This window comes from Methylobacterium litchii (assembly GCF_038442315.1).
In the GTDB taxonomy this organism is placed as follows: Bacteria; Pseudomonadota; Alphaproteobacteria; order Rhizobiales; family Beijerinckiaceae; genus Methylobacterium; species Methylobacterium litchii.
Map to the genome: position 1 here is coordinate 1 of NZ_JBBXMY010000009.1, position 21648 is coordinate 21648.

The following is a 21648-nucleotide window of genomic DNA, read 5'->3' on the forward strand; positions in this document are numbered from 1 at the left end:
ACATGGAGGACAAGCAGAAGGGCCAGGGCGAGCAGTTCGTGATGATCAGCGCCGAGGATGCGCGGGCGCGGGGCATCCTGGACGGGGACCGGGTGAAGGTCGCCAACGACCGCGGCGCCTTCAAGGGAGTGGCGCGGATCACCGACGACGTGAAGTCCGGCATCGTGGTGGCGACGCTGGGCTACTGGCGCCAGCTCAACGAGGGCACGGTGAACAGCATTTCGTCGGGCGCCTTCACCGACATGGGCCACGCGCCGTCCTTCTCGGACAACCTCGTCGAGGTCTCGCGCGCCAACTGACGACCTGGCTTGGCAAGCTCGTGCGCCCGTCCCAGGCCGGGTCGCACGAGCACGGGTTTCGTGGCGGGATGAACTTGAACCGGTTCGTCCTGTAGCCGATACTGTCGCCTGCGTTATGTGTCGGTATGCGCTGCTTCCCGCCTGAACGGATCGTGTGTCTCACGGAGGAGACCGTCGAGACCCTGTATCTTCTGGGCGAGGAGGACCGGATCGTCGGCGTGTCAGGCTATGCCGTCCGCCCGCCACGGGTGCGTCGCGAGAAGCCCCGTGTGTCAGCCTTCACCAGCGCCGACATCCCCAAGATCCTGGCCCTCGCGCCGGACTTGGTCCTGGCCTTCTCGGACCTGCAGGCCGGCATCGTCGCCGACCTCGCCCGGGCCGGCGTTGCGGTCCATCTCTTCAACCAACGAGACGTGGCCGGCATCCTCGCCATGATCCGGACGGTGGGAGCCCTCGTGGACGCGAGGGACCGTGCGGAGGCGCTAGCCCGCGGCTACGAGGAACGGTTGGCAACGGTCGCCGGACAATCGCACGGACGCCCGAGACCCCGGGTGTACTTCGAGGAGTGGGACGAGCCGCTGATCTCCGGCATCGGGTGGGTGTCCGAGCTCGTGCGCATCGCGGGCGGTGACGACGTCTTCCCCGAACTCGCCCGGCAACCGGCCGCCAAGGACCGCATCGTCACGCCAGAGGCGGTGTTGGCCACCCAGCCGGAGGTCATCCTGGCATCCTGGTGCGGGAAGAAGGTGGTGCCGTCGCGCATCGCGTCGCGGCCCGGTTGGTCGTCGATGCCGGCAGTTGCGGAAGGACGGATCGTCGAAATCAAGTCGCCACTCATCCTGCAGCCGGGGCCGGCGGCACTGACTGACGGCTTAGACGCGATTGTTCGGGGGCTGGGCCTATCGCTCTAACGCGTAAGTAGACGCATTAGCCCGTAAACGTAAGCAAATCCGCATCCACCGGAATACAGTATTGCTAGAATTCAATTAATTGCAAGATAAACTTCGGCACGAAAATCAAAAATTTGGATGTTTGATCAACACCGGAACAATATTGAGCCGTCATTATTGGCATCACGCTCGATTCACAACGCAATGCAGACCCGGGTTGGTGCAGACGAAGTACTAGGGCTCCTTCAGTGACAGTTCCTCCGTAGACGATACAAGCCCAGCCCCAATCGCGATCCAGACGAGATGCGCATCGGTGCGTGCCCCGAGCGTGGCGCGGATCACCGAGAGGTTGTTGTGCACCGTCTTGAGGCTCAGACACAGTGCCTCGGCGACGGCTTGGGCGGTCATCCCGCCGACGGTCAGACTCAAGATTTCGAACTCCCGCGGGCTTAGGTCGTCAAGCGCCGTGCGCCCCCCGGCCACCTCGTCCTGAGCGATCGCGCGCGCAATGTCGGTACTCATCGCCTGCTCGCCGCGGAGCACGGTCGCAACCGCCGCCAGCAGCTCACGGGGTGGGCTCGCCTTGCTGACATACCCGCTCGCCCCGGCGGCGAAGGCTTGGCGCGCGATCATCGCCCCGGTGCGCATGCTGAACACGACGATGCGGGCGGACCCATCCCATTGGCGGATGTGACGGATGGCTTCGATGCCGCTGGGGCCGGGCAGCGACAGGTCGAGGATCACGAGATCGGGGGCGTGAGCCTTGTACTGGGAATAGGCCATTGCCGCGCTTTCGGCCTCCGCGACCACCACGAAGCCCGGCTGTCGCTCAATCAGGCGGCGATAGCCCTCGCGCACGACGGGATGGTCATCGACGAGCAAAATGGTCGTGGCCATGGGGCGCTCTCAGCCAGCCGTCGGGACGGATGCGCAGGCACGGATGCCCGAACCGGTGCCGGTGAGCGAAAAGCTTCCTCCGAGGGCGGCGAGCCGTGCTCGGATGCCGACGAGCCCACGACCATTGTGAGAAGAGGTTCGGGACACACTGCCCCCGCCGTCATCGTCGAGAGTCAGCGTCACCGTTCGTGGTCCGGCCTCCGAACGACCGAGGCGCAGGAAGATCCGGCTCGGCCGGCCGTGGCGCAAGGCGTTCGTCAGCAGTTCCTGCGCGATCCGATAGAGGCTCGCCGCCACGTTCTCGGGTATGTCGGTGAGATCCCCCCTGACATCGAAATGCAGGGCCGGGCCGGACCTGAATTGTCCTCGCCAGTCCGCCACGAGACCACGCAGCGCCTCCTCCAATCCGGCCTCGGCGAGATCGGGCAGTTCGAGGCGGGCCAGGGCTCCCTGCAGGCTCTCCCGCATGGTGGCGATAATGGCTTCGATACCCTGGGCGTCGTCGCGAAGATCGTCGCGCTCCGGGGGGGCCGCCAGTTCGATCGCCGCGGCCCGTGCCCCCGCAGCGGCCAGGCACTGGCCGAAGGCATCGTGCAGGTCGCGCGCGAGAGCCTGCCGTTCTTCTTCCTGAACCGTGACGAGCCGCTGCATCAGGCCGGCGCGCTCGGCCTCAGTGTCGGCAAGCCGGTCGGCGAGGGCGTTGCAGGCGTGGGCAATCCGGTCGAACTCGGTGGCGGCGAAGCGTGGCAGCGGCGGGCGGGTGCTGGCCGCGTCGAGGTTTTCCAGCCCGTGCACGATCCGCCCGACCGGGGCGACGAGGCGCGTCACGGCGAGCCAGTTGAGCAGGAGCGTCGCTGCCGCCACACAGAGGGCCAGCCCGCCCGCGAGGCGCACGCGCCGCCAGAGACGAGCCGCCGACGCCATTGCATCGGGCCACGCCGTGACACTGCCGATGGTGCGTTCGCGATACACGATCGCCCGGATCGTCGGCGTGGCGGCGGCTTCCCAGACGAGGGTGTCGCGGAACCACGCGGGGGCGGCATCGAGGCCGTCCCAGTCACCGCAGAAGCGGCGGGGCAATTCCACGCCGAGATGAATGTCGGCGCAGATGCCCGGCAGGAGCGTGACGATGGCCGGGGCCGCCTGTGGTGCGCTGGCGGGCATGGCCGCCGGTCCGGCGCTTCCGAGGCCCGGCTGACGCGCCAATTGTGCGGCGATCCGATCCGCCGACATGGCGGCCTCCCAGCGGAGGCTCGCGTGAGCGTCCCAGACGGCCCATGCGATCGCCCCCACTAGGCAGAGCGCAGCCACAACGAGAAGGCGCAGACCGAGATGCGTGGGTAGGCTCATGGATCAAGCAGCCGGGCTCGAAGCGAGGCTCTGATTTGGCACCGGGACCGTCGGGGTGCGCAAGCCATCGATCATTCGGACGGGAAGAATGCCCGGGCTTCAGCGGGAGGACTTCCCTGGTCTGATCCCGTCACGATCCGGAAGATGGTGATGTCCCTGCTCCATGGAGCCGACCATGACGCTTCACCTCTCTCGCCGCAGCCTCTTGGCCGCGTCCGCCCTGCTACCCCTGGGGTTGCAGGGGCCTGCTGTCGCCGCAGCCTCGAGCGGTTCTTACCGGGTCGGTGCGTTCACGGTGACGCCGTTGCGTGACGGCCTCTTTCCGCTGGAGCCGAGCATGATCCCGGCCGCCGAAAGCCCAGCCGGACAAGCCTTGCTGAAGGGGGCCGGTCTTCCTGCGAAGGGCCCCTCGCCGGAGCCGGTCAACGCGTTCCTGATCCGACGCGGGGAACAGCACTGGCTGCTCGATGCGGGCTGCGGCACCGTCCTCGGGCCAGGCTTCGACCGCGTAACCGCGGCACTGGCGGCGGAGGGCGTGCGGCCGGAACAGATCGAGACCATCTGGCTCAGCCATCTGCACGCAGACCATGCCGGCGGTCTCTTGACGCCGGACCGCCTCGCGCGGTTCGCGAATGCGGAACTGGTGCTGCAGGAGCGTGAGGTGGCCTACTGGTCGGATGCGGCGGCCAGAGCCTCCGCTTCGGCTCCCTTGAGCCCAATGTTCGAGACTGCACAGGCGGTGCTAGCGGCCTATCCCGACCGGGTCCGGCGTATCTCCGGCGAGGCGGAGCTTGCACCGGGTATCCATGCTGTGCCGCTGCCCGGCCATACGCCGGGACATATGGGCGTCTTGATCGCGGACGGCTCCGACCGCCTGCTGATCTGGGGCGATATCGTCCACTCGCAAATTCTGCAGATGCCGCATCCGGACTGGACGGTGATCTGGGACACCGATCCAGCGGAAGCGATCACGACGCGACGGCGCATCCTCGATCGTGCGGCAGTGGACGGCTTGACGGTGACCGGGATGCACCTCGCGACGAGAGGACGGATCGAGCGCAAAGATGCCGGTTACGCGCTAGTCTAGCTGCGCCAAAACTAGGGGATTGCGGATGTTCACTTCTGAGGTCACTTTAATGATCAATTGGCGACGGTCTGCTTTCAGGCGTCGAACTCGAAAATCGGACGTCCGACGAAGAGTTGAGTCTCGCCAAGCGCGATGCTTCCCCCCTACCAACGAGGCGGTGCGGGTGACTTGAGAAGGCGAAGTCACGGTACCGTTCGAGCTTGTGCATCTGGTGTGCGGCTGCTGGCCGCCGTTGGCGACCGGCGTGACTGGGTCCGGCTGCTCCGCCTTCTGAGCCTGGTTCCGCCTCGACAGGTCACCGCTGTGGCTGGTCCCGGGCATGGCCTGAGCGGGGCGACCCGGCGTGCGATCAAGGATCACCGCCCCTTGGGCAAGCGCTAACTCGCGAGACATGCTCCGAGACCCGACCGCGGCGCCTTATGACTTACCTATATCGCGGCGCCCGCCTCCGTCTTGTTCCCTAACGGCGTAAGCGGGACCTCTCGCACCACCGGGCCTTCGCCCGCGTGGAGCATCCAGATGACCGTCTTCCGGCACATCGCTGCGGAATACAGGGACGACCGCGTCTTCGCCGTGATGATCCTCGTCCTCGGATCGTGGACGGCCGTCTCCCTCGCACTGCTCGCCCTGAACGTCCTCGCCGTGCTGTCGGCATCTTGAGTGTCGGTCCCCGCCTGGGCCTGCGCGGCCGGTTGCCGTGCCCGACCCCCAGGTTTCCCTTAGCCTCCCCGGCGCCGGAAGCCGCAGCCGCGACGGACGCCGTCCTTCGCCACATCGACGGCCGCTGCACCGCGTGCGGCATCCCGTTCAGCGGCTTCGCCGGTGCGGAGACAAGCGTGGTCCGCGTCGACCGGGCCTCGTGGCGCGCGGCCTGCCATCGGGCGGCGCACATCGACACGCCCGGCGCCTGCCAGGAACTGCGTTCCGCCTGGCGGCCAGGCACCTGTCCGGCGAGCGCGGACGGCCCGGAATCCGAGCGATCCTAACGGCTTCCTTATAAGATCGCCCTTGGCTCCGTCTCGAACCCTAACGCGGTTCCGGTCCACATTCAGGGTCGGCCAAGACCGGTCGCGGCGTCCCCGCGGTCGGCACGCCGAACCGGATCCGACCATCATGCTCGACATCGTCTTCATCGCGGGTGCGCTCGCGTTCTTCGCCGCGGCGGCGGGCTACGCCGCGCTCTGCGAACGCCTCTGAGGGCCGCCGCATGACCCTCGACCTTGCCCTCGGCGCCCTCGTGACCGCCGGCCTCCTCGTCTACCTCACCTACGCCCTCGTCCGCCCCGAGCGGTTCTGAGCGGCCAGACGGACCTCCGCCCATGACAACCACCGGCTGGATCCAGATCGCGCTGTTCTGCGCGGTCGTCCTGGCGCTCGTGAAGCCGCTCGGGGCCTACATGACCCGCGTCTTCACCGGAGAGCGCACTGTCCTCTCGCCCGTCCTCGCACCCGTCGAGCGCGGGCTCTACCGCGTGGCCGGCATCGACGCCCGCCACGAGCAGACCTGGCTCGGCTACGGCCTCGCCATGCTCGCCTTCCACCTGCTCGGCTTCCTGTTGCTGTACGCCGTGCTGCGCCTGCAGGACGTGCTGCCGCTCAACCCGATGGGGCAATCGGCGGTGGCGCCGGACCTCGCCTTCAACACCGCCGCGAGCTTCGTCACCAACACGAACTGGCAGAACTACGGCGGCGAGAGCACGCTCTCGTATCTCTCCCAGATGCTGGGCCTGACGCACCAGAACTTCCTGTCGGCGGCCACCGGCATCGCGCTCGCCGTGGCGCTGATCCGCGGCTTCGCCCGGGCCTCGGTCAAGACGGTGGGCTCGTTCTGGGTCGATCTGACCCGCTGCACTCTCTACGTGCTGCTGCCGATTTGCATCGTCTACACCCTGTTCCTCGTCTCGCAGGGGATGCCGCAGACACTGGGCGCGTACGTGGACGCGACCACTCTGGAGGGCGCCAAGCAGACCATCGCGGTCGGGCCGGTGGCCAGCCAGGTGGCGATCAAGATGCTCGGCACCAACGGCGGCGGCTTCTTCAACGCCAACGCCGCGCATCCCTTCGAGAACCCCACCGCCCTGTCGAACTTCGTGCAGATCGTCTCGATCTTCGCGCTCGGCGCCGCCCTCACCAACGTCTTCGGCCGGATGGTCGGGGACGAGCGCCAGGGCTGGGCCATCCTCGGCGCCATGACGGTGCTGTTCGTGGCCGGCGTCGCGGTCACCTACTGGTCCGAGGCCAACGGCAGTTCCGTCCTCAACGGCCTCGGGCTGACCGGCGGCAACATGGAGGGCAAGGAGACCCGCTTCGGCATCGTCGCCTCGGCGCTGTTCGCGGTGGTCACGACCGCCGCCTCCTGCGGCGCCGTCAACGCCATGCACGACTCGTTCACGGCGCTCGGCGGCCTGATCCCGATGATCAACATGCAGCTCGGCGAGATCATCGTCGGCGGTGTCGGCGCCGGCCTCTACGGCATGCTCGTGTTCGTCGTCATCACGATCTTCGTGGCCGGCCTGATGGTCGGCCGCACACCGGAATACCTCGGCAAGAAGATCGAGTCGCGAGAGGTGAAGATGGCGATGCTCGCTATCCTGTGCCTGCCGCTGATGATGCTGGGCGGGACCGCCGTCGCCACGGTGGCGGCCGCCGGCCTCGCCGGCCCCGCCAACGCGGGCCCTCACGGCTTCTCGGAGATCCTGTACGCCTTCACCTCGGCTGCGGCGAACAACGGGTCTGCCTTCGGCGGCCTGAGCGGGAACACGCTGTTCTACAACAGCCTGCTCGCCATCGGCATGCTGGTCGGCCGGTTCTTCGTGATCATCCCGGCCCTGGCCATCGCGGGCTCGCTCGCGGGCAAGAAGACGCTCCCGGCCTCCGCCGGCACGTTCCCGACCCACGGCGGCCTGTTCGTCGGGCTCCTCGTGGGCGTGATCCTCATCGTCGGCGGCCTGACCTTCTTCCCGTCCCTGGCGCTCGGACCCATCGTCGAGCACCTCGCCGGGTCGGCCGGCCAGACCTTTACGACGGGGGGCTGAGATGCCCCGCGCCTTCCCGTCCCGGCGTGTGCCGCGCCATCACCTCGCGCTGCACCGGCCCCCGCAACGGCGGGAGCGCGCCAGCGCCCAGCCCCTGCGGACCTCCGACCTCGTCCTGGCGCTGCTCGGTGTCGTGATGCTCGGCGGCCTCGCCCTCACCGCAGCCTTCGTCCTCGCCGCCGGCAACGCCTGAACCCGGCAGGCCCGGCCCATGAGGCCGGGCCTCGATGCCCCTCATCGGACACGTCATCCCATGTCCCGCCAGTCCTCATCCCTGTTCAGCGCCGCCCTCGTCGGGCCGGCCCTCCTCGGCTCCGTCAGGAAGCTCGACCCCCGCGCCATGATCCGTAACCCGGTCATGTTCGTCGTCGAGGTGGTGGCCGCGTTGACCACCGTGCTGTTCCTCCGCGACCTCGTCACCGGGGGCAGCGACTTGCTCTTCTCCGGCCAGATCATCCTCTGGCTGTGGTTCACCCTGATCTTCGCCAACTTCGCCGAGGCGCTGGCGGAAGGCCGCGGCAAGGCCCAGGCCGACAGCCTGCGGCGCACCCGCACCGAGATGACCGCCAAGCGGCTGACCGGCCAGGGTCGAACCTACGAGAGCGTGCCCGGCACCTCCCTCAAGGTCGGCGACGTGGTGCTCGTCGAGGCCGGCGACCTGATCCCCTCCGACGGCGAGGTGATCGAGGGCGTCGCCTCGGTGAACGAGGCCGCCATCACCGGCGAGTCCGCCCCGGTGATCCGCGAATCCGGCGGCGACCGCTCGGCGGTCACCGGCGGCACGCAGGTCCTCTCGGATGAGATCAAGGTGCGCATCACGGCCGCCGCTGGCTCGACCTTCGTCGACCGGATGATCGCGCTGGTCGAGGGCGCCTCCCGGCAGAAGACGCCGAACGAGATCGCCCTCAACATCCTCCTCGCCGGCCTGACCATCGTGTTCGTCTTCGCGGTGGCCTCGATCCCGAGCTTCGCGAGCTACGCCGGCGGTTCGATCCCGGTGATCGTACTGGTGGCATTGTTCGTCACGCTGATCCCGACCACCATCGGCGCGCTGCTCTCGGCCATCGGCATCGCCGGCATGGACCGGTTGGTGCGCTTCAACGTGCTCGCCATGTCCGGCAGGGCCGTCGAGGCGGCGGGCGACGTCGACACCCTGCTGCTGGACAAGACCGGCACCATCACCCTCGGCAACCGGCAGGCCACCGAGTTTCGCCCGGTGCGTGGCGTCTCCGAGCAGGACCTCGCCGATGCGGCGCAGCTCGCCTCGCTCGCCGACGAGACGCCGGAGGGCCGCTCCATCGTGGTCCTCGCGAAGGAAAAGTACGGCATTCGCGCCCGGGATATGGGCAGCTTGAACGCCACCTTCGTGCCCTTCACCGCCCAGTCGCGGATGTCGGGGGTGGACCTGCAGGGCACGTCGATCCGCAAGGGCGCGGTCGATGCCGTCATCGCCTCGGTCTCGGGTCAGCCCGTCGCGTCGCGCGGCTCGAACGTCGCGCTGGCGGTGCGCCCCGAGGCCGAGACCGGCGTCGTCGGCGAGATCCGCGCCATCGCGGAGGAGATCGCCAAGGCCGGCGGCACGCCGCTCGCCGTGGCCAAGGACGGACGCCTGCTCGGCGTGGTCTACCTGAAGGACATCGTGAAGGGCGGCATCCGCGAACGCTTCGCCGAGCTGCGCCAGATGGGTATCCGCACGGTGATGATCACCGGCGACAACCCCATGACCGCCGCCGCCATCGCGGCCGAGGCCGGCGTCGATGATTTCCTCGCCCAGGCCACCCCGGAGGACAAGCTGGCGCTGATCCGCAAGGAGCAGTCGCAGGGCAAACTCGTCGCCATGTGCGGCGACGGCACCAACGACGCCCCGGCGCTCGCCCAGGCCGATGTCGGCGTCGCCATGAACACCGGCACGGTGGCCGCCCGCGAGGCCGGGAACATGGTCGATCTCGACAGCGACCCGACGAAGCTCATCGAGATCGTCGGCATCGGCAAGCAGTTGCTGATGACGCGCGGGGCGCTGACGACCTTCTCCATCGCCAACGACGTGGCGAAGTACTTCGCCATCATCCCGGCGATGTTCCTGACGCTCTACCCGCAGCTTCAGGCGCTGAACGTCATGCACCTCGCTTCGCCGCAGAGCGCGATCCTGTCCGCGATCATCTTCAACGCGCTCATCATCATCGCCCTGATCCCGCTCGCCCTGAAAGGCGTGACCTACCGGGCCGTCGGCGCCGCCGCGCTGCTGCGCCGGAACCTGCTGATCTACGGCCTCGGCGGCGTCCTCGTGCCGTTCGTCGGCATCAAGGTCATCGACCTCGCCGTCAGCGCTCTCCATCTCGCCTAAGGTCCCGGAGACCTCCCATGTTGAACCAGCTTCGCCCCGCCCTCGTCCTCCTCGTCGCCCTGACGGCGGTCACCGGCCTCGCCTACCCGCTCGCCATGACCGGCATCGCGGGGGCCATCTTCCCGGCCAAGGCCGCCGGAAGCCTCATCGAGCGCGACGGCAAGGTCGTCGGTTCCAGCCTGATCGGCCAGAGCTTCACCGGGGCCAACTACTTCCACGGCCGCCCCTCGGCCACCACGGCGGCCGACCCCGCCGACGCCACCAAGACCGTGCCGGCGCCCTACAACGCGGCGAACTCGTCGGGCTCCAACCTCGGGCCGACGAGCGCGGCGCTGGCCGAGCGGGTGAAGGCCGACCTCGAGACGCTGAAGGCCGAGAATCCCGGCCAGCCGGTTCCCGTCGACCTCGTGACCACCAGCGGCTCCGGCCTCGATCCCGAAATCAGCCCCGATGCGGCCCTGTTCCAGGTGCCGCGCGTCGCCAAGGCCCGGAACGTGTCCGAAGACAAGCTTCGCGACCTCGTCGCCAGCCAAGTGCAGGGCCGCACGCTCGGCCTACTCGGCGAGCCGCGCGTCAACGTCCTGGCGCTCAACCTCGCCCTGGACGATATGGCGAAGCGCTGAGGAGCCAGGATGCCCGAGACCGGCCGCGACCCGAACCGCCCCTCGCCCGACGCGCTGCTCGAAGCGGCGCGCCGGGAGGAGCGGACGCGCGGCCGACTTAAGGTGTTCCTCGGCGCCGCCCCCGGCGTCGGCAAGACCTACGAGATGCTGACCATCGGCCGCGCCAAGGCGAAGGCCGGGGCCGACGTGGTGATCGGGGTGGTCGAGACCCACGGCCGCGCCGAGACCGAGGCCCTGATCGACGGGTTCGAGGTGATCCCCCGGCGGCCCGTGCCGTATCACGGCACCGTCCTGGAGGAGATGGACCTCGACGCCCTGCTGGCCCGCCGCCCCCAGATCGCCCTGGTGGACGAACTCGCCCACACCAACGCGCCGGGCTCGCGCCATCCGAAGCGCTATCAGGACGTCGAGGAACTGCTCGACGCCGGCATCGACGTCCTGACGACCCTCAACATCCAGCACGTCGAAAGCCTCAACGACGTCGTCGCCTCCATCACCCGCATCCGCGTCCGCGAGACCGTGCCGGACGGTGTCCTCGACCGGGCCGACGACATCGAGGTGGTGGACCTCAATCCCGACGACCTGATCGACCGCCTGAAAGCCGGCAAGGTCTACGTCCCCACCAACGCCGAGCGTGCCCTGAAGCACTACTTCTCGCGCGGAAACCTCACGGCGCTGCGCGAATTGGCCCTGCGCCGGACGGCCGACCGGGTCGATGACGAACTTCTCGGCCATATGCGAGCGAACGCGATCCCCGGGCCCTGGGGTGCGGGGGAGCGCGTGCTGGTCTGCGTCAGCGAGGACCCCCGCTCGTCCGGCCTCGTGCGCTACACCAAGCGGCTCGCCGACCGCCTGCACGCCCCCTGGACGGCCCTGGCTGTGGAGGGGATGCGCTCGGCCTCCCTGAGCGAGGCGGAGCGCGACCGCATCGCCGAGGCATTGCGGCTCGCCGACAAGCTCGGGGGTGACGCCGTGACCCTGCCGGGTGGTCGCCGCATCGCCGAGGATATCCTGGCCTTCGCCCGCTCGGCCAACGTCAACCACATCGTCGTCGGCAAGTCCGAGCGCTCCCGCCTGTTCGAACTCGTCAACGGATCGGTGGTGCACGACCTCGTGCGCCAGGGCGGCGCCATCTGCGTTCACGTCGTGCCCGGCGAGGCGGTGCAGCTCGAGAAGCCGACGCGCCGGGCGGTCGCGACCGCCGCGCCCCGGGCGACCTTCGACCCCCGCCCCTACCTCGTCGCCCTCGCCGCCGTGGGGGCCGGCCTCGGCACGGCCATCCTCGCCCAACCGTATGCGGGCGTCGAGAACGCCGACCTGTTCTTGCTCACCGCCGTGGTGGGCGTCGCCGTCCGGTGGGGCCTCGGCCCGGCGCTCGCGGCAGTCCTCGCCGCCTCGCTGTCCTACAACTTCTTCTTCCTGCCGCCGGTCTACACCTTCACCATCGCCGACCCGACCAACGTCGCGGCCTTCCTCCTCTTCACCCTCGTCGCCGTGCTCGTGTCGAACCTCGCCGCGCGCGCGCGACTCACGGCGGTGGTCAGCCAGGGCCGGGCGCGGTCCACCGAGCGCCTGTTCGGGTTCTCCCGGAAGCTCGCCGCCTGCGGCACCCTCGACGACGTGCTCTGGGCGACCTCGGCCCAGGTCGCGGCCATGCTGAAGGTGCGCGTGGTGCTCCTCCTGCCCGAGGGCAAGGCCGTCACCGTCAGGGCCGGCTACCCGCCGGAGGACATGCTGGACGAGGCCGACGTGGCGGCGGCGCAATGGGCCTTCGACAACGACCGCCCGGCGGGCCGTGGCGCCGACACGCTGCCGGGCGCCAAGCGCCTGTTCCTGCCGATGCGCACGGGCCGCGGCACCATCGGGGTGATCGGCCTCGACGCGGACGGGACCGGCCCGATCCTGACGCCGGAGGGCCGCCGCCTCCTCGATGCCCTCGCCGACATGGGGGCGCTCGCCATCGAGCGGGTGCGGCTGGTGGAGGATCTCGACCGGGCCGAGCGCGCCGCCGAGACCGACCGCCTGCGCCAGGCGCTGCTCACCTCGATCAGCCACGACCTGCGCACGCCGCTCGCTTCGGTTCTGGGCGCGGCCAGCACGCTGCGCGACCTCGACGCCGTCCTCGATACGGAGGCCAAGGCGGACCTTCTCTCGACCGTCATCGAAGAATCGGAGCGGCTGAACCGCTTCATCGCGAACCTCCTCGACATGACCCGCCTCGAGGCCGGCGCGGTCGCGCCGAACCTCGCCCCGCAGGACGTGGCCGAGACCGTCGACACGGCCCTGCGCCGGCTCGAGAAGATGCTGCGCGGGCACCGGATCGCGGTCGATCTCGCGCCGAACCTGCCGACCCTGCGGCTCGACCCGGTCCTGTTCGAGCAGGTGCTGGTCAACCTCCTGGACAACGCCGCGAAGTACGCGCCCGAGGACACGACCGTGACGGTGCGGGCCCGGCAGGACGGACGGTCCGTCCGCATCGAAATCCTCGATGAGGGCAACGGCATCCCGGAGGAGGACGTCGAGCGCCTGTTCGACAAGTTCTACCGGGTGCGCAAGAGTGACCGTGTCCGCGCGGGCACCGGACTGGGGCTCGCCATCTCGCGCGGCTTCGTCGAGGCGATGGGTGGCACCGTCACCGCAGCCAACCGGCGGGACCGCTCCGGCGCCGTCTTCACCGTGACCCTGCCGGTTCCCGCCCGCACGCTCAAGGACATCGCCGCATGAGCCCGACCGTCCTCGTGATCGACGACGAGCCGCCGATCCGCAAGCTGCTGCGCATGGGCCTCTCGACCCAGGGCTACGCCATCCTGGAGGCGCCGAACGGGGCGACCGCCCTGGATGTGCTCGGGCGAGAGGGCGTGGACCTCGTCCTCCTCGACCTCGGCCTGCCGGACATGCGCGGCCACGACCTGCTCCGCGCGATCCGGGCGAGCCATCCCGGCCTGCCGGTGGTGGTGCTGTCGAGCCGGGACGACGAGGGCGGCAAGGTCGAGGCCCTCGATCTCGGCGCCGACGATTACGTCACCAAGCCGTTCGGCATGGCCGAGCTCCTGGCACGTCTGCGCGCGGCGCTCCGCCACCAACTCGCCCAGCGCGGCGAGCGTCCGGTGTTCCGGGTCGACGGTCTCAGCGTGGACCTCGTCCGCAGGATCGTGAAAGTCGACGATTCCGAGGTGAAGCTGACCCCACGGGAATACGATTTCCTGCGCGTGCTCGTGCTCCATGCCGGCAAAGTGCTCACCCACGCGCAGCTCATGAACGAGGTCTCGGTCTCCTCGGACCCGCAATATCTGCGCGTCTACGTGCGCCAGCTCCGCCAGAAGCTTGAGGCCGACCCCGAACGGCCGCGCATCCTTCTCACCGAGACCGGCGTCGGCTACAGGCTCCGCGCCCCGGACGACGAACCGAACATCAAGCCGCGCACGACGGAGACAACGCATTGATGCCGCTCACGACGCTCCGCCGGCCGGCACCATGACCATCGACGAAATCCTCGCGCCCGAGGACGTCCTCGCGAACCTGCGTGCGCCCTCCAAGAAGGCCCTGCTGGAAAGCCTGGCCGCGCGTGCGGCGGACCGGCTCGGCCTCGGCGTCGATGACATCCTCGCCCCGCTCGTCAAGCGGGAGGAGTTGGGCTCGACCGGCGTCGGGGACGGCGTAGCGCTGCCCCACGCGAGGCTCGAAGGCATTGATCGCCCGTTCGGCCTGCTCGCGCGGCTGCGCGATCCGCTGGACTTCGACGCGGTCGACGACCGCCCGATCGACCTCGTCTTCCTGCTGCTGCTCCCCGCCGACAGCGAGGGGCAACACCTGAACGCCCTGGCCTGCGTGGCGCGGTGGCTGCGGGATCCGGAGACGGCGGCCGCCCTTCGCGGCGCCCGCGACGGCGCCACGCTCCACGCCGTCGTCGGCGCCCGGACGCTCAGCAAAGCCTGAGCGAGACCGGGCCGAGCCCGCCGAGCCGGGCCGTCAGGGTCTGACCGGGCAGGACCTGTGCGAGGCCGCAGCAACTGCCGACCGATACGAGGTCGCCGCCGTTCAGGCCCGAGCCACGGTCGGCGAGATGGCGTGCCAGCCACGCGACCGCGGCAAGGGGGATCACCCATGACGTCGCGCCCGTGGCCACGGGTGACCACGTTTCCGTCGATGGCGAGGCTTGCCTCGCCGGCGGTGATGTCAGCACTCATCCAGCCGTCGATCCACGGTCCCGCCACGTGGGCGACTTCCAGCCCGAGGTCCGCCGTCGCTGCCCGCGCGTCGAGTACCGTCGGCAGCGCGGTGCGCCTCCCCACGACGTGGAGGTCGAGCCGGCAGGCGGCGCAGGCGCCGTAGGCGTTGCGCGCCGTCGTCGCCTCCTCGTCGGTGAACGGGTACGAGCGGCCGATCAGGAAGGTGAGTCCCACCCCGGCGCCAAGCACGCCGCGCGGCAGCCGGAGGGTCGTACCGTTTTCAAGGATGGCCTCGCGCAGGAGCGGGCCGACGACCGGCGCGTCCAGCCGGAGGATCCGCGCCACGCCGGGATGCGTGCCGACGAGGGCGTAGCCGACCTGCGCCCAGCCCAGCGCCCGCACGGTCGCGTCGGAGAGGTCCTGAGCATCCTCCAGGGTCGTGACGGCCGAGAGGTCGACGTCGGCGAGGCTGCCCGCGAGGCACGCCTGCGCGAGCCGTCGCCCCTGGGCGTCGGGATCGATGGCGGCGGTGCTGATCGCGAGCATGAGCGGGTTCCGACTCGGATCGGTGACAGGAACGATGTGCGAGGCGCGGCCCGACCGCTCCAATAGGCCGGGCACGGTCTCAGATGTGGAGTTCGACGCGCTCACCTGACAGGAAGACCGCGTCGGGCCGGTGGCCGGTCTCGTCCTCGGCGTAGTCGACGGCGGCCTTCCGGCTGCGGAAGAGGCCGCCGGCCCGTCCGTGGGTCTCGATGGCGACCCAATGCCCTTCCGGGTCCTGGCCAACGATGAACCGGGCGGCTTCCGAGGCAGGGGCCTCGGCGTGGATGGCGGCGACGTGGATGATGGAAGACATCGTGTGTCTGGGGTTCGCGCGGTCCTCGTGGAACCGCGCCCCTAAGCTGGGCTCGAACGCGTAAGGGTACGAGCGGGAAGCGACACCGATTTCGTGAGTGTGTCGTTAGGATTTTCGCAACCCGTCGACGCCACCTGCAATGCGCCGGGAACCGGACTTTGGGGGCCGGGTTCGCAGGCGTACCTTAATCCCGTCCACCTCAGGATCATCCGGGGCGCGGGTTGTTCCTGTTGCAGATCGATGCGATAGGCCCGGCAGGGTGCGCGGTCCGTCATTTCGGACCGGTAGGTCGAGCGCTGGTCGGGCCGCCAGCGCCGGAGACCCGTGCCCGTGTCGTCCACCACCCAAGCCGTTCCGCGGCGTCGCCGCCCCGTGTCGGTGTTCCGCGATATGCTCGTCAGCGAGGCCGGCGGCGGCCTCGTCTTGATGGCCAGCGCGGCGCTGGCGCTCGCCGTCGCCAACTCGCCCCTGGCGGACACCTACTTCGCAGCCCTCAAGGCCCATCTCGGCCCGCTCTCGGTCCTGCACTGGATCAACGACGCCCTGATGGCGATGTTCTTCCTGCTCGTCGGCCTGGAGATCAAGCGCGAGGTGCTCGACGGGCGCCTGCGCACGTGGCCCGACCGGATCCTGCCGGGGCTGGCCGCGCTCGGCGGCATGGCCGCGCCGGCAATCGTCTACGCGGCGGTAAACTGGCACTCCCCCGAGACGCTGCGCGGCTGGGCGATCCCCGCCGCCACCGATATCGCCTTCGCCCTCGGCGTGCTGGCGTTGCTGGGCTCGCGCGTGCCGGTCTCACTCAAGATCTTCCTCACGGCGCTCGCCATCATCGACGATCTCGGCGCCGTGCTGATCATCGCCCTGTTCTACACCGCGGACCTCTCGCTCCCGATGCTAGCCGGGGCTGCGGCGACGCTCGCAATGCTCTACGGGATGAACAAGGCCGGCGTCGCGCGCCTGTGGCCCTACCTCGTTCTCGGCATCGTCCTCTGGGTGTTCGTCCTCGCTTCAGGCATCCACGCGACGATCGCGGGCGTGCTGCTCGCCCTCACCATCCCGCTGCGCCTCAGCGTCGGCAAGCCGGACGATCCGACTTCGCCGCTGCATATCCTGGAGCACGCGGTCCATCCCTGGTCGGCCTATCTCATCCTTCCAATCTTCGGCTTCGCCAATGCGGGCGTGTCGCTTGCGGGGATCACGCCGCGCATGCTCCTCGACCCGGTGACGCTCGGCGTGGCGCTGGGCCTGTTCGTGGGCAAGCAGGTCGGCGTGTTCGGCCTCGTCCTTGCGGCCGTGAAGCTCGGGCTGGCGCAGCGCCCCGCCCATGCCGGCTGGTGGCAGATCTACGGCGTCGCACTGCTCTGCGGCGTCGGCTTCACCATGAGCCTGTTCATCGGTCTGCTCGCCTTCGCGAACGCGCCCGAACTCGAAGCCGAGACCAAAGTGGGCGTGCTGATCGGCTCGCTCGCCTGCATGGCCGCCGGAGCACTGGTGCTCCGGTTCGCCCCGGCCCGCCCGTCTCACCGCTGAGCCGACTGATCTCCACCTTCATCCGGCTCCCTGACCGATGACGACGTTCACCGCGACGCTGCGCGAACTCTACGAAGAGGACACCGGACGCGCACACCGCTTCCGCTACGCCCTGCTGGTGTTCGACGTGGCGACCATCGCCTTTGTGGTCGTCACCTCGTTCCTGCCGCTGAACCCCTGGATCGTCGCCTGCGACGTGGTGGTGGGCCTGGTTCGATTGTGCCCGGCCATGTGAACGGTGGCCGTTCTTCGCATCATGCACGGCCAAGCCCGCAAGTAAGGAAAAATAAGCCCCGCCGAACCGGAAAAAACACGCGCGCGTGGGATTTTCCCTCGTGTCGCCGGGCCGCAAGTCTATGAAAGTCTGTTGATCCCGGTCCTCACGGCGACGACATATTCAAGTGCACTCACGCGACCGCACGCGACAGGCGCCCTTGAAAGCCGGTCGCCACGGCTTTCCGAGGTCATTGAGCGATTGCGTCGGAGACCGTCGCGGCCCTGGCCCGAGAAGCGGGACTGTCGCGTTCGACACGCTTCGAACGGTTCGGGCGCGAGTTGGGCGTCACGCCGATGGCGTATCGCGCTGGCGAAGGATCTGCTCAGTCGCGAGGGAGCCGGCGTAGCGGAGGTCGCCGAGCGCGTGGGCTACGGGTCTTCCAGCTCCTTCAGCACTGTCTTTGCTCGTCATGTCGGCAGACCGCCGATCCACTACGCCCGTGAGCAGCGCGCCCAATCCCGGAGCCCTACACCTCCGAACGTTTGAGCAAGGTGGGTTTCTGCCGGCCCGCTTTTGGACCGCGGATGCATCGGAGCCGACATCAATGCGAGAATCGCACTCAGCTATTGCTGAGAATGGGAACGTTCGCTTCCCAGCGCTTGCCTGCTCCCGCAAGGCGTGCTCTTTTTTCCTTTGCCTACGACTTCAAAGCATCAAACGCAGCCGGCATGCCAAATCTCGCACAGAACAAGGCGAACGTAATCGCGTTCTATAAGCTAATGTTCAACGATTGCCGTCCGCGCGAGGCTATCGAGCGTTATGTCGGCGCTACTTACATCCAGCACAACCCACACGTCGCCACGGGCAAGGACGGCTTCGTTGCCTATTTCGAGCGCATGTCGCGCGAGTGGCCGGGCAAGCGAGTAGAGGTCAAGCGGGCAATTGCTGAAGGCGATCTGGTTGTGTTGCACTGCCTTCAGCACTGGCCGGGTGATCATGACTATGCGGCCATAGATATTTTTCGCCTCGATCAGGACAGCCGGATCGTGGAGCACTGGGATGTGCTGCAGATCATGCCGGATGCCTCAGCCAATCCGAACGGGATGTTCTAGATTTCGGATACTTACTCGGTCGCGGCATCGATGGTGGCATCTGATCTGCCATCACGAATAGAATTCGCGCGACGGATGCGAGATCGAGACTGTAGCCGGCGCCCGCGACAACGTCGTTCTGGCTATCGAGGGGGAGCAAACCACCGCGGTTTCGGACATACGGCTGATGCCAACGCAACTTCGACAGCTTCAGCCCGAAGCGCTTCGCCTGCTTGCGCAGTTGTGCAAGGCGGAGGGCGTCCTGATAGCTTGGGGTCAAGTCGATCTCGCTCACAGCTACCTCCCACGCCATGGCATGTCACCATGGCACGCCATGGGGCGGGCCATGGTCATCACGCCCACTGCAGCTCTGCGCCTCCATCCTCAGCCGAAGGTGACGCCAATCACCACCGATAAATCAGACTGCCGATTACCGTCGCTGGCTGGTTGAAGTTGCAAAAGCCGAACGAGCAGGTCGTGTAGTTCCGGTTGAAGATATTGTAGCCGTTGATCTGCGCGCGGAAGCCCTTGTACTTTGGATCGAGCGCGGCAAAATCGTAGGCGACCAGCGCATCGTAGAGCGTGACGGCGGTGTTGCGCACAGTGTTCTGGTCATCGGCAGGGCTCGACCCGATGTAGCGGATACCACCGCCGATTTGCAGACCGCGCAGAGGCGAGGAAGGTGGGAACGCATAGGTCAGGAAGGAAGCGTAGGTGTCACTGGGGATGCCGGATACGCGGTTCCCGTTGAGAGACTCGCCGGTGAACGAGGTCGAGTTCACAAACCGGATGTCGACGTGCGTGTAGGCGATAGTCAGGTTCGTTCCGGGCGCAAGGTTGGCCGTGGCCTCGGCTTCGAAGCCCTTCGAGCGAACGGCACCGCCAGCGGTCTGAAACGCAATATTGGTTGCGTCAGGGATAAGGATGTTCGACTGGTTGATGTCGAAGCCGGCGAACGCTGTTTGGATGTTGGTGTTTGGGATCAGGTACTTCACCCCGGCCTCGATCTGGTCGCCTGTGGCGGCCTTGAACGCCTGTCCGTTCCGGTCGAGGCCGACCTGAGGCGTGAAGGTCGTGGCGTAGCTGGCGTAGGGCACGAGCCCGGGCGCCAGGACGTAGCCTAAGCCGACGCGGCCGGTAAAAGCGGTGTTATCCTGGCGCGAGACCGGACTGTCAGGTGTGGCGAAGCTGTCTTGGGAAACCCAATCGTGGCGCCCATTGAGTGTCAGGATGAAGTCGCCGAACTTGGCCTGATCCTGCAGGTAGACGCCGATCTGGTCCTGCGTCTGGCGCGAGGCGGATCCCAGGGCTGGCGTCGGGATGAACTGCTGGCCGTAGTTCCGCGTGACGAGGTTCAGGTCCGGGGCCAAGCCGAACCCGAGTCGCTGGCTTAGGCTGTATCGGGCATAGTCGACGCCGCCGACCACGGTGTGACCGATGGGACCAGTAGCGAAGCGTGCCTCCAGCTGATTATCCAAAGTTTGCTGCACCAGCCCTTCGCGAATATAGCCGGTGTCACGCGTGCCGATAGTGCGCTCAGCGTTGATGTTGTTGATGTCAACGTACTTGCCGCTGAGGAACAGGCCGTAGTGCCGGAAGTTCTGGCGGAAAACGAGATCGGGCGTGAAAAAGTGCTCGAAGGCGTAGCCGACCCGGTACTGCGTTTGGTCCAGGCCAATGAAGCGCGGGTCACCCTGATAGAAGTTGGTCACCTGGAAGCCTGGGTCATTATAGAAGAACGTCGCCGCCGGCGTATTGGTGATTTGGAACTCACTCAGGAACGTGAAGGTGGTGTCGGCCGATGGCTTCCAAGTGAAGGCGGGCGCGATGTTGAATTGGTCGTCTCTGGTACCGAGGCCGATGAATGTGCCCGCCTCGCGGCGCACGCCGGTGAGGCGATAGGCCATGGTGCCATCCGAGCCAGCGATCGGACCTCCAAAGTCGAAATTGCCCTGAAAGCGGTCGAAGCTGCCGGCCTGAAACTGGACCTCACCGAACGGCACGAAGACGGGGCGCTTGCTCGTGATGTCGAGGATGCCGCCGGGTGAGCCGAGGCCGTAGAGGCCGGACGCCGGACCCCGCAGAATGGTGAGCGCCTCCGCGCCATAAGGCTCGCTCTTCGGGTAGGCGAAGCCGCTGCCGATCACACGCAGACCGTCGCGGTAGATGCCTTGATTCGTCAACACGTCGAAGCCGCGGATAAAAATCTGGTCGAAGCGTGGATCAAAACCAGATCGGGCAGAGATGGCGCCCGGCACGTAATTGACCGCGTCCGTAAAGGTTTGGACGTTGCGGTCGTTCAGTTGCTCACGGGTGACCACCGAGACTGATTGAGGCGCCTCGATCAAGGGGGTGTTGGTCTTCGTCGCGGCAGTCGAGACTCGAGCCGTATAGCCCGTGACCCCAGAGGGGCCACCGCCGCCGCCACTCGTGGCTGCCGTTCCGCCGTCGCCGGCACTGAGATTGAGTCCCCCCGGGCTGGGCGCGGGAGCGGAATTACCAGGCGCCGCTGCCTCGACCGACAGCTCGTTGAGCTGCACGGCATTCTGCGCGGCTGCCGGACCGACGAGGATAGTGGAAGAGAGAACGACAGGGAGGAGCGAAAAGCGTTGAGACATGGATCACGCAGGCACGCGCCATAAGCGGCGCAGTACCGAAGTCATCGCCGTCGACCACTCCGCGATCAAGAAAGAAAAGTGTTATAAATGACACGTTTACATCGGTTCAAATCTGAAGTTGTTCTAAGCTGGGGATTATGGGCAGGGCTTGTCCATCGAAAATCGTGTCATTTCTGCGGGATCGAGCTGAGAGTGAACTTCAGTACATCGGTGTGGATCAGTCGATAGTTGCAGAGAAGGACTTAGTCGATGCTCCGTGTTCAAGCCTTGAGCTAGATGTTTGATCCCAGAGTTTGATGGTGCAGTCTACACATCGAAGCGGAGGGACGCGCTATGGGCTAACTTCACGGCAGCGCCACGACGATTGAGGCAATCAGTCAAGTGATCCAGCATAGTGAAGCGAGACTGAGAGCACTCTCATAGCGCGACGGGATCAACCAGGAGACGGTCGCCAAGTGGCGGCAGCGGACCTCGGTAACCGTCCAGCGCACTGGTGCGAGGGAACCGCATTCGACGGTGCTGTCGCCCGAGGATGAATCGTTCGTCGTCGCCTTTCGTCGTCACAGACCTTTGTCGCTGGACGACTGCGTCTACGCGCTGCGGGCCACGATCCCGCACGGACGTTCCGTGGGACCGAAA

Annotated in this window: 22 protein-coding genes and 2 pseudogenes; 18 read left to right on the forward strand and 6 right to left on the reverse strand. The window is 67.5% G+C overall.

Annotated elements, in window-relative coordinates; all coding sequences use genetic code 11:
* Positions 1-299: molybdopterin dinucleotide binding domain-containing protein (locus AAHF99_RS16475; protein WP_342165572.1), on the forward strand; the 299-nt coding region annotated here is incomplete at its 5' end.
* Positions 300-424: 125 nt separating this feature from the next.
* Positions 425-1210, forward strand: coding sequence for a cobalamin-binding protein (locus tag AAHF99_RS16480; RefSeq protein WP_342165574.1), 786 nt, complete (start codon positions 425-427; stop codon positions 1208-1210).
* A gap of 213 nt (positions 1211-1423) precedes the next feature.
* On the opposite strand, the gene AAHF99_RS16485 is transcribed toward AAHF99_RS16480, so the two are convergent.
* Positions 1424-2086, reverse strand: a complete 663-nt coding sequence (locus AAHF99_RS16485; RefSeq protein WP_342165576.1) for a response regulator transcription factor — start codon at positions 2084-2086, stop codon at positions 1424-1426.
* A gap of 9 nt (positions 2087-2095) precedes the next feature.
* Positions 2096-3436, reverse strand: coding sequence for a sensor histidine kinase (locus AAHF99_RS16490; protein WP_342165578.1), 1341 nt, complete (start codon positions 3434-3436; stop codon positions 2096-2098).
* 175 nt (positions 3437-3611) lie between these two features.
* Between AAHF99_RS16490 and AAHF99_RS16495 the strand changes: the two genes are divergently transcribed.
* From AAHF99_RS16495 to AAHF99_RS16540, 10 genes are all read left to right on the forward strand, one after another.
* Entirely contained in the window at positions 3612-4523 is a 912-nt protein-coding gene (locus AAHF99_RS16495; protein WP_342165580.1) for an MBL fold metallo-hydrolase, read from the forward strand.
* 519 nt (positions 4524-5042) lie between these two features.
* The gene (locus AAHF99_RS16500) at positions 5043-5183 is read left to right on the forward strand and encodes a hypothetical protein (protein WP_342165582.1); all 141 of its coding nucleotides are present in this window, start codon (positions 5043-5045) and stop codon (positions 5181-5183) included.
* 547 nt (positions 5184-5730) lie between these two features.
* A complete protein-coding gene (locus AAHF99_RS16505) occupies positions 5731-5820 on the forward strand; it encodes a K(+)-transporting ATPase subunit F (protein ID WP_017484418.1) in 90 nt (29 codons plus the stop codon).
* 22 nt (positions 5821-5842) lie between these two features.
* Positions 5843-7558, forward strand: a complete 1716-nt coding sequence (kdpA, locus tag AAHF99_RS16510) for a potassium-transporting ATPase subunit KdpA (RefSeq protein WP_342165584.1) — start codon at positions 5843-5845, stop codon at positions 7556-7558.
* A gap of 1 nt (position 7559) precedes the next feature.
* Positions 7560-7751 (forward strand): hypothetical protein, encoded by a 192-nt coding sequence (locus AAHF99_RS16515; RefSeq protein ID WP_342165586.1) that lies wholly within the window; start codon positions 7560-7562, stop codon positions 7749-7751.
* A 60-nt stretch (positions 7752-7811) separates the two neighbouring features.
* Entirely contained in the window at positions 7812-9902 is a 2091-nt protein-coding gene (gene kdpB, locus AAHF99_RS16520) for a potassium-transporting ATPase subunit KdpB (RefSeq protein ID WP_342165588.1), read from the forward strand.
* 17 nt (positions 9903-9919) lie between these two features.
* The gene (locus AAHF99_RS16525; protein ID WP_342165589.1) at positions 9920-10525 is read left to right on the forward strand and encodes a K(+)-transporting ATPase subunit C; all 606 of its coding nucleotides are present in this window, start codon (positions 9920-9922) and stop codon (positions 10523-10525) included.
* Between the two features lie 9 nt (positions 10526-10534).
* Positions 10535-13249: a sensor histidine kinase KdpD gene (locus tag AAHF99_RS16530; protein ID WP_342165591.1), complete on the forward strand. Its 2715-nt coding sequence runs from the start codon at positions 10535-10537 to the stop codon at positions 13247-13249.
* Positions 13246-13968, forward strand: coding sequence for a response regulator transcription factor (locus AAHF99_RS16535; protein WP_342165593.1), 723 nt, complete (start codon positions 13246-13248; stop codon positions 13966-13968). The genes AAHF99_RS16530 and AAHF99_RS16535 overlap by 4 nt, the downstream gene beginning before the upstream one ends.
* Before the next feature lie 31 nt (positions 13969-13999).
* Positions 14000-14461, forward strand: coding sequence for a PTS sugar transporter subunit IIA (locus AAHF99_RS16540; protein WP_342165595.1), 462 nt, complete (start codon positions 14000-14002; stop codon positions 14459-14461).
* Here AAHF99_RS16540 and AAHF99_RS16545 read toward each other — a convergent pair.
* Positions 14448-14627, reverse strand: coding sequence for a hypothetical protein (locus tag AAHF99_RS16545; RefSeq protein ID WP_342165597.1), 180 nt, complete (start codon positions 14625-14627; stop codon positions 14448-14450). The genes AAHF99_RS16540 and AAHF99_RS16545 overlap by 14 nt on opposite strands.
* A gap of 16 nt (positions 14628-14643) precedes the next feature.
* On the opposite strand from AAHF99_RS16545, the gene AAHF99_RS16550 reads away from it, so the two are divergent.
* Entirely contained in the window at positions 14644-15306 is a 663-nt protein-coding gene (locus AAHF99_RS16550; protein ID WP_342165599.1) for a hypothetical protein, read from the forward strand.
* A gap of 13 nt (positions 15307-15319) precedes the next feature.
* On the opposite strand, the gene AAHF99_RS16555 is transcribed toward AAHF99_RS16550, so the two are convergent.
* The gene (locus AAHF99_RS16555) at positions 15320-15553 is read right to left on the reverse strand and encodes a hypothetical protein (RefSeq protein WP_342165601.1); all 234 of its coding nucleotides are present in this window, start codon (positions 15551-15553) and stop codon (positions 15320-15322) included.
* Positions 15554-15883: 330 nt separating this feature from the next.
* On the opposite strand from AAHF99_RS16555, the gene nhaA reads away from it, so the two are divergent.
* The 4 genes and pseudogenes from nhaA (at position 15884) to AAHF99_RS16575 (ending at position 18412) form a co-directional block, all read left to right on the forward strand.
* Positions 15884-17083, forward strand: a complete 1200-nt coding sequence (nhaA, locus tag AAHF99_RS16560; RefSeq protein WP_342165603.1) for a Na+/H+ antiporter NhaA — start codon at positions 15884-15886, stop codon at positions 17081-17083.
* 37 nt (positions 17084-17120) lie between these two features.
* Positions 17121-17318, forward strand: a complete 198-nt coding sequence (locus tag AAHF99_RS16565; protein WP_342165605.1) for a hypothetical protein — start codon at positions 17121-17123, stop codon at positions 17316-17318.
* A 251-nt stretch (positions 17319-17569) separates the two neighbouring features.
* Positions 17570-17846 (forward strand): annotated as a pseudogene (locus tag AAHF99_RS16570) (helix-turn-helix domain-containing protein); the annotation flags it as partial.
* Between the two features lie 182 nt (positions 17847-18028).
* Positions 18029-18412: a nuclear transport factor 2 family protein gene (locus tag AAHF99_RS16575; protein ID WP_342165816.1), complete on the forward strand. Its 384-nt coding sequence runs from the start codon at positions 18029-18031 to the stop codon at positions 18410-18412.
* On the opposite strand, the gene AAHF99_RS16580 is transcribed toward AAHF99_RS16575, so the two are convergent.
* Positions 18372-18686: a hypothetical protein gene (locus AAHF99_RS16580; protein ID WP_342165607.1), complete on the reverse strand. Its 315-nt coding sequence runs from the start codon at positions 18684-18686 to the stop codon at positions 18372-18374. The genes AAHF99_RS16575 and AAHF99_RS16580 overlap by 41 nt on opposite strands.
* 109 nt (positions 18687-18795) lie before the next feature.
* Positions 18796-21009, reverse strand: coding sequence for a TonB-dependent siderophore receptor (locus AAHF99_RS16585; RefSeq protein ID WP_342165609.1), 2214 nt, complete (start codon positions 21007-21009; stop codon positions 18796-18798).
* Positions 21010-21372: 363 nt separating this feature from the next.
* Between AAHF99_RS16585 and AAHF99_RS16590 the strand changes: the two are divergent.
* A pseudogene (locus AAHF99_RS16590) lies at positions 21373-21627 on the forward strand (IS481 family transposase); the annotation flags it as partial.
* Between the last annotated feature and the right edge of the window lie 21 nt (positions 21628-21648).

Bases quoted from the DNA above. Each gene is read 5' to 3' on its own strand.
- AAHF99_RS16480 (WP_342165574.1), top strand. From the start codon at position 425: ATGCGCTGCTTCCCGCCTGAACGGATCGTGTGTCTCACGGAGGAGACC.
- AAHF99_RS16485 (WP_342165576.1), bottom strand. From the start codon at position 2,086: ATGGCCACGACCATTTTGCTCGTCGATGACCATCCCGTCGTGCGCGAG.
- AAHF99_RS16490 (WP_342165578.1), bottom strand. From the start codon at position 3,436: ATGAGCCTACCCACGCATCTCGGTCTGCGCCTTCTCGTTGTGGCTGCG.
- AAHF99_RS16495 (WP_342165580.1), top strand. From the start codon at position 3,612: ATGACGCTTCACCTCTCTCGCCGCAGCCTCTTGGCCGCGTCCGCCCTG.
- AAHF99_RS16500 (WP_342165582.1), top strand. From the start codon at position 5,043: ATGACCGTCTTCCGGCACATCGCTGCGGAATACAGGGACGACCGCGTC.
- AAHF99_RS16505 (WP_017484418.1), top strand. From the start codon at position 5,731: ATGACCCTCGACCTTGCCCTCGGCGCCCTCGTGACCGCCGGCCTCCTC.
- kdpA (WP_342165584.1), top strand. From the start codon at position 5,843: ATGACAACCACCGGCTGGATCCAGATCGCGCTGTTCTGCGCGGTCGTC.
- AAHF99_RS16515 (WP_342165586.1), top strand. From the start codon at position 7,560: ATGCCCCGCGCCTTCCCGTCCCGGCGTGTGCCGCGCCATCACCTCGCG.
- kdpB (WP_342165588.1), top strand. From the start codon at position 7,812: ATGTCCCGCCAGTCCTCATCCCTGTTCAGCGCCGCCCTCGTCGGGCCG.
- AAHF99_RS16525 (WP_342165589.1), top strand. From the start codon at position 9,920: ATGTTGAACCAGCTTCGCCCCGCCCTCGTCCTCCTCGTCGCCCTGACG.
- AAHF99_RS16530 (WP_342165591.1), top strand. From the start codon at position 10,535: ATGCCCGAGACCGGCCGCGACCCGAACCGCCCCTCGCCCGACGCGCTG.
- AAHF99_RS16535 (WP_342165593.1), top strand. From the start codon at position 13,246: ATGAGCCCGACCGTCCTCGTGATCGACGACGAGCCGCCGATCCGCAAG.
- AAHF99_RS16540 (WP_342165595.1), top strand. From the start codon at position 14,000: ATGACCATCGACGAAATCCTCGCGCCCGAGGACGTCCTCGCGAACCTG.
- AAHF99_RS16555 (WP_342165601.1), bottom strand. From the start codon at position 15,553: ATGTCTTCCATCATCCACGTCGCCGCCATCCACGCCGAGGCCCCTGCC.
- AAHF99_RS16565 (WP_342165605.1), top strand. From the start codon at position 17,121: ATGACGACGTTCACCGCGACGCTGCGCGAACTCTACGAAGAGGACACC.
- AAHF99_RS16575 (WP_342165816.1), top strand. From the start codon at position 18,029: ATGCCAAATCTCGCACAGAACAAGGCGAACGTAATCGCGTTCTATAAG.
- AAHF99_RS16585 (WP_342165609.1), bottom strand. From the start codon at position 21,009: ATGTCTCAACGCTTTTCGCTCCTCCCTGTCGTTCTCTCTTCCACTATC.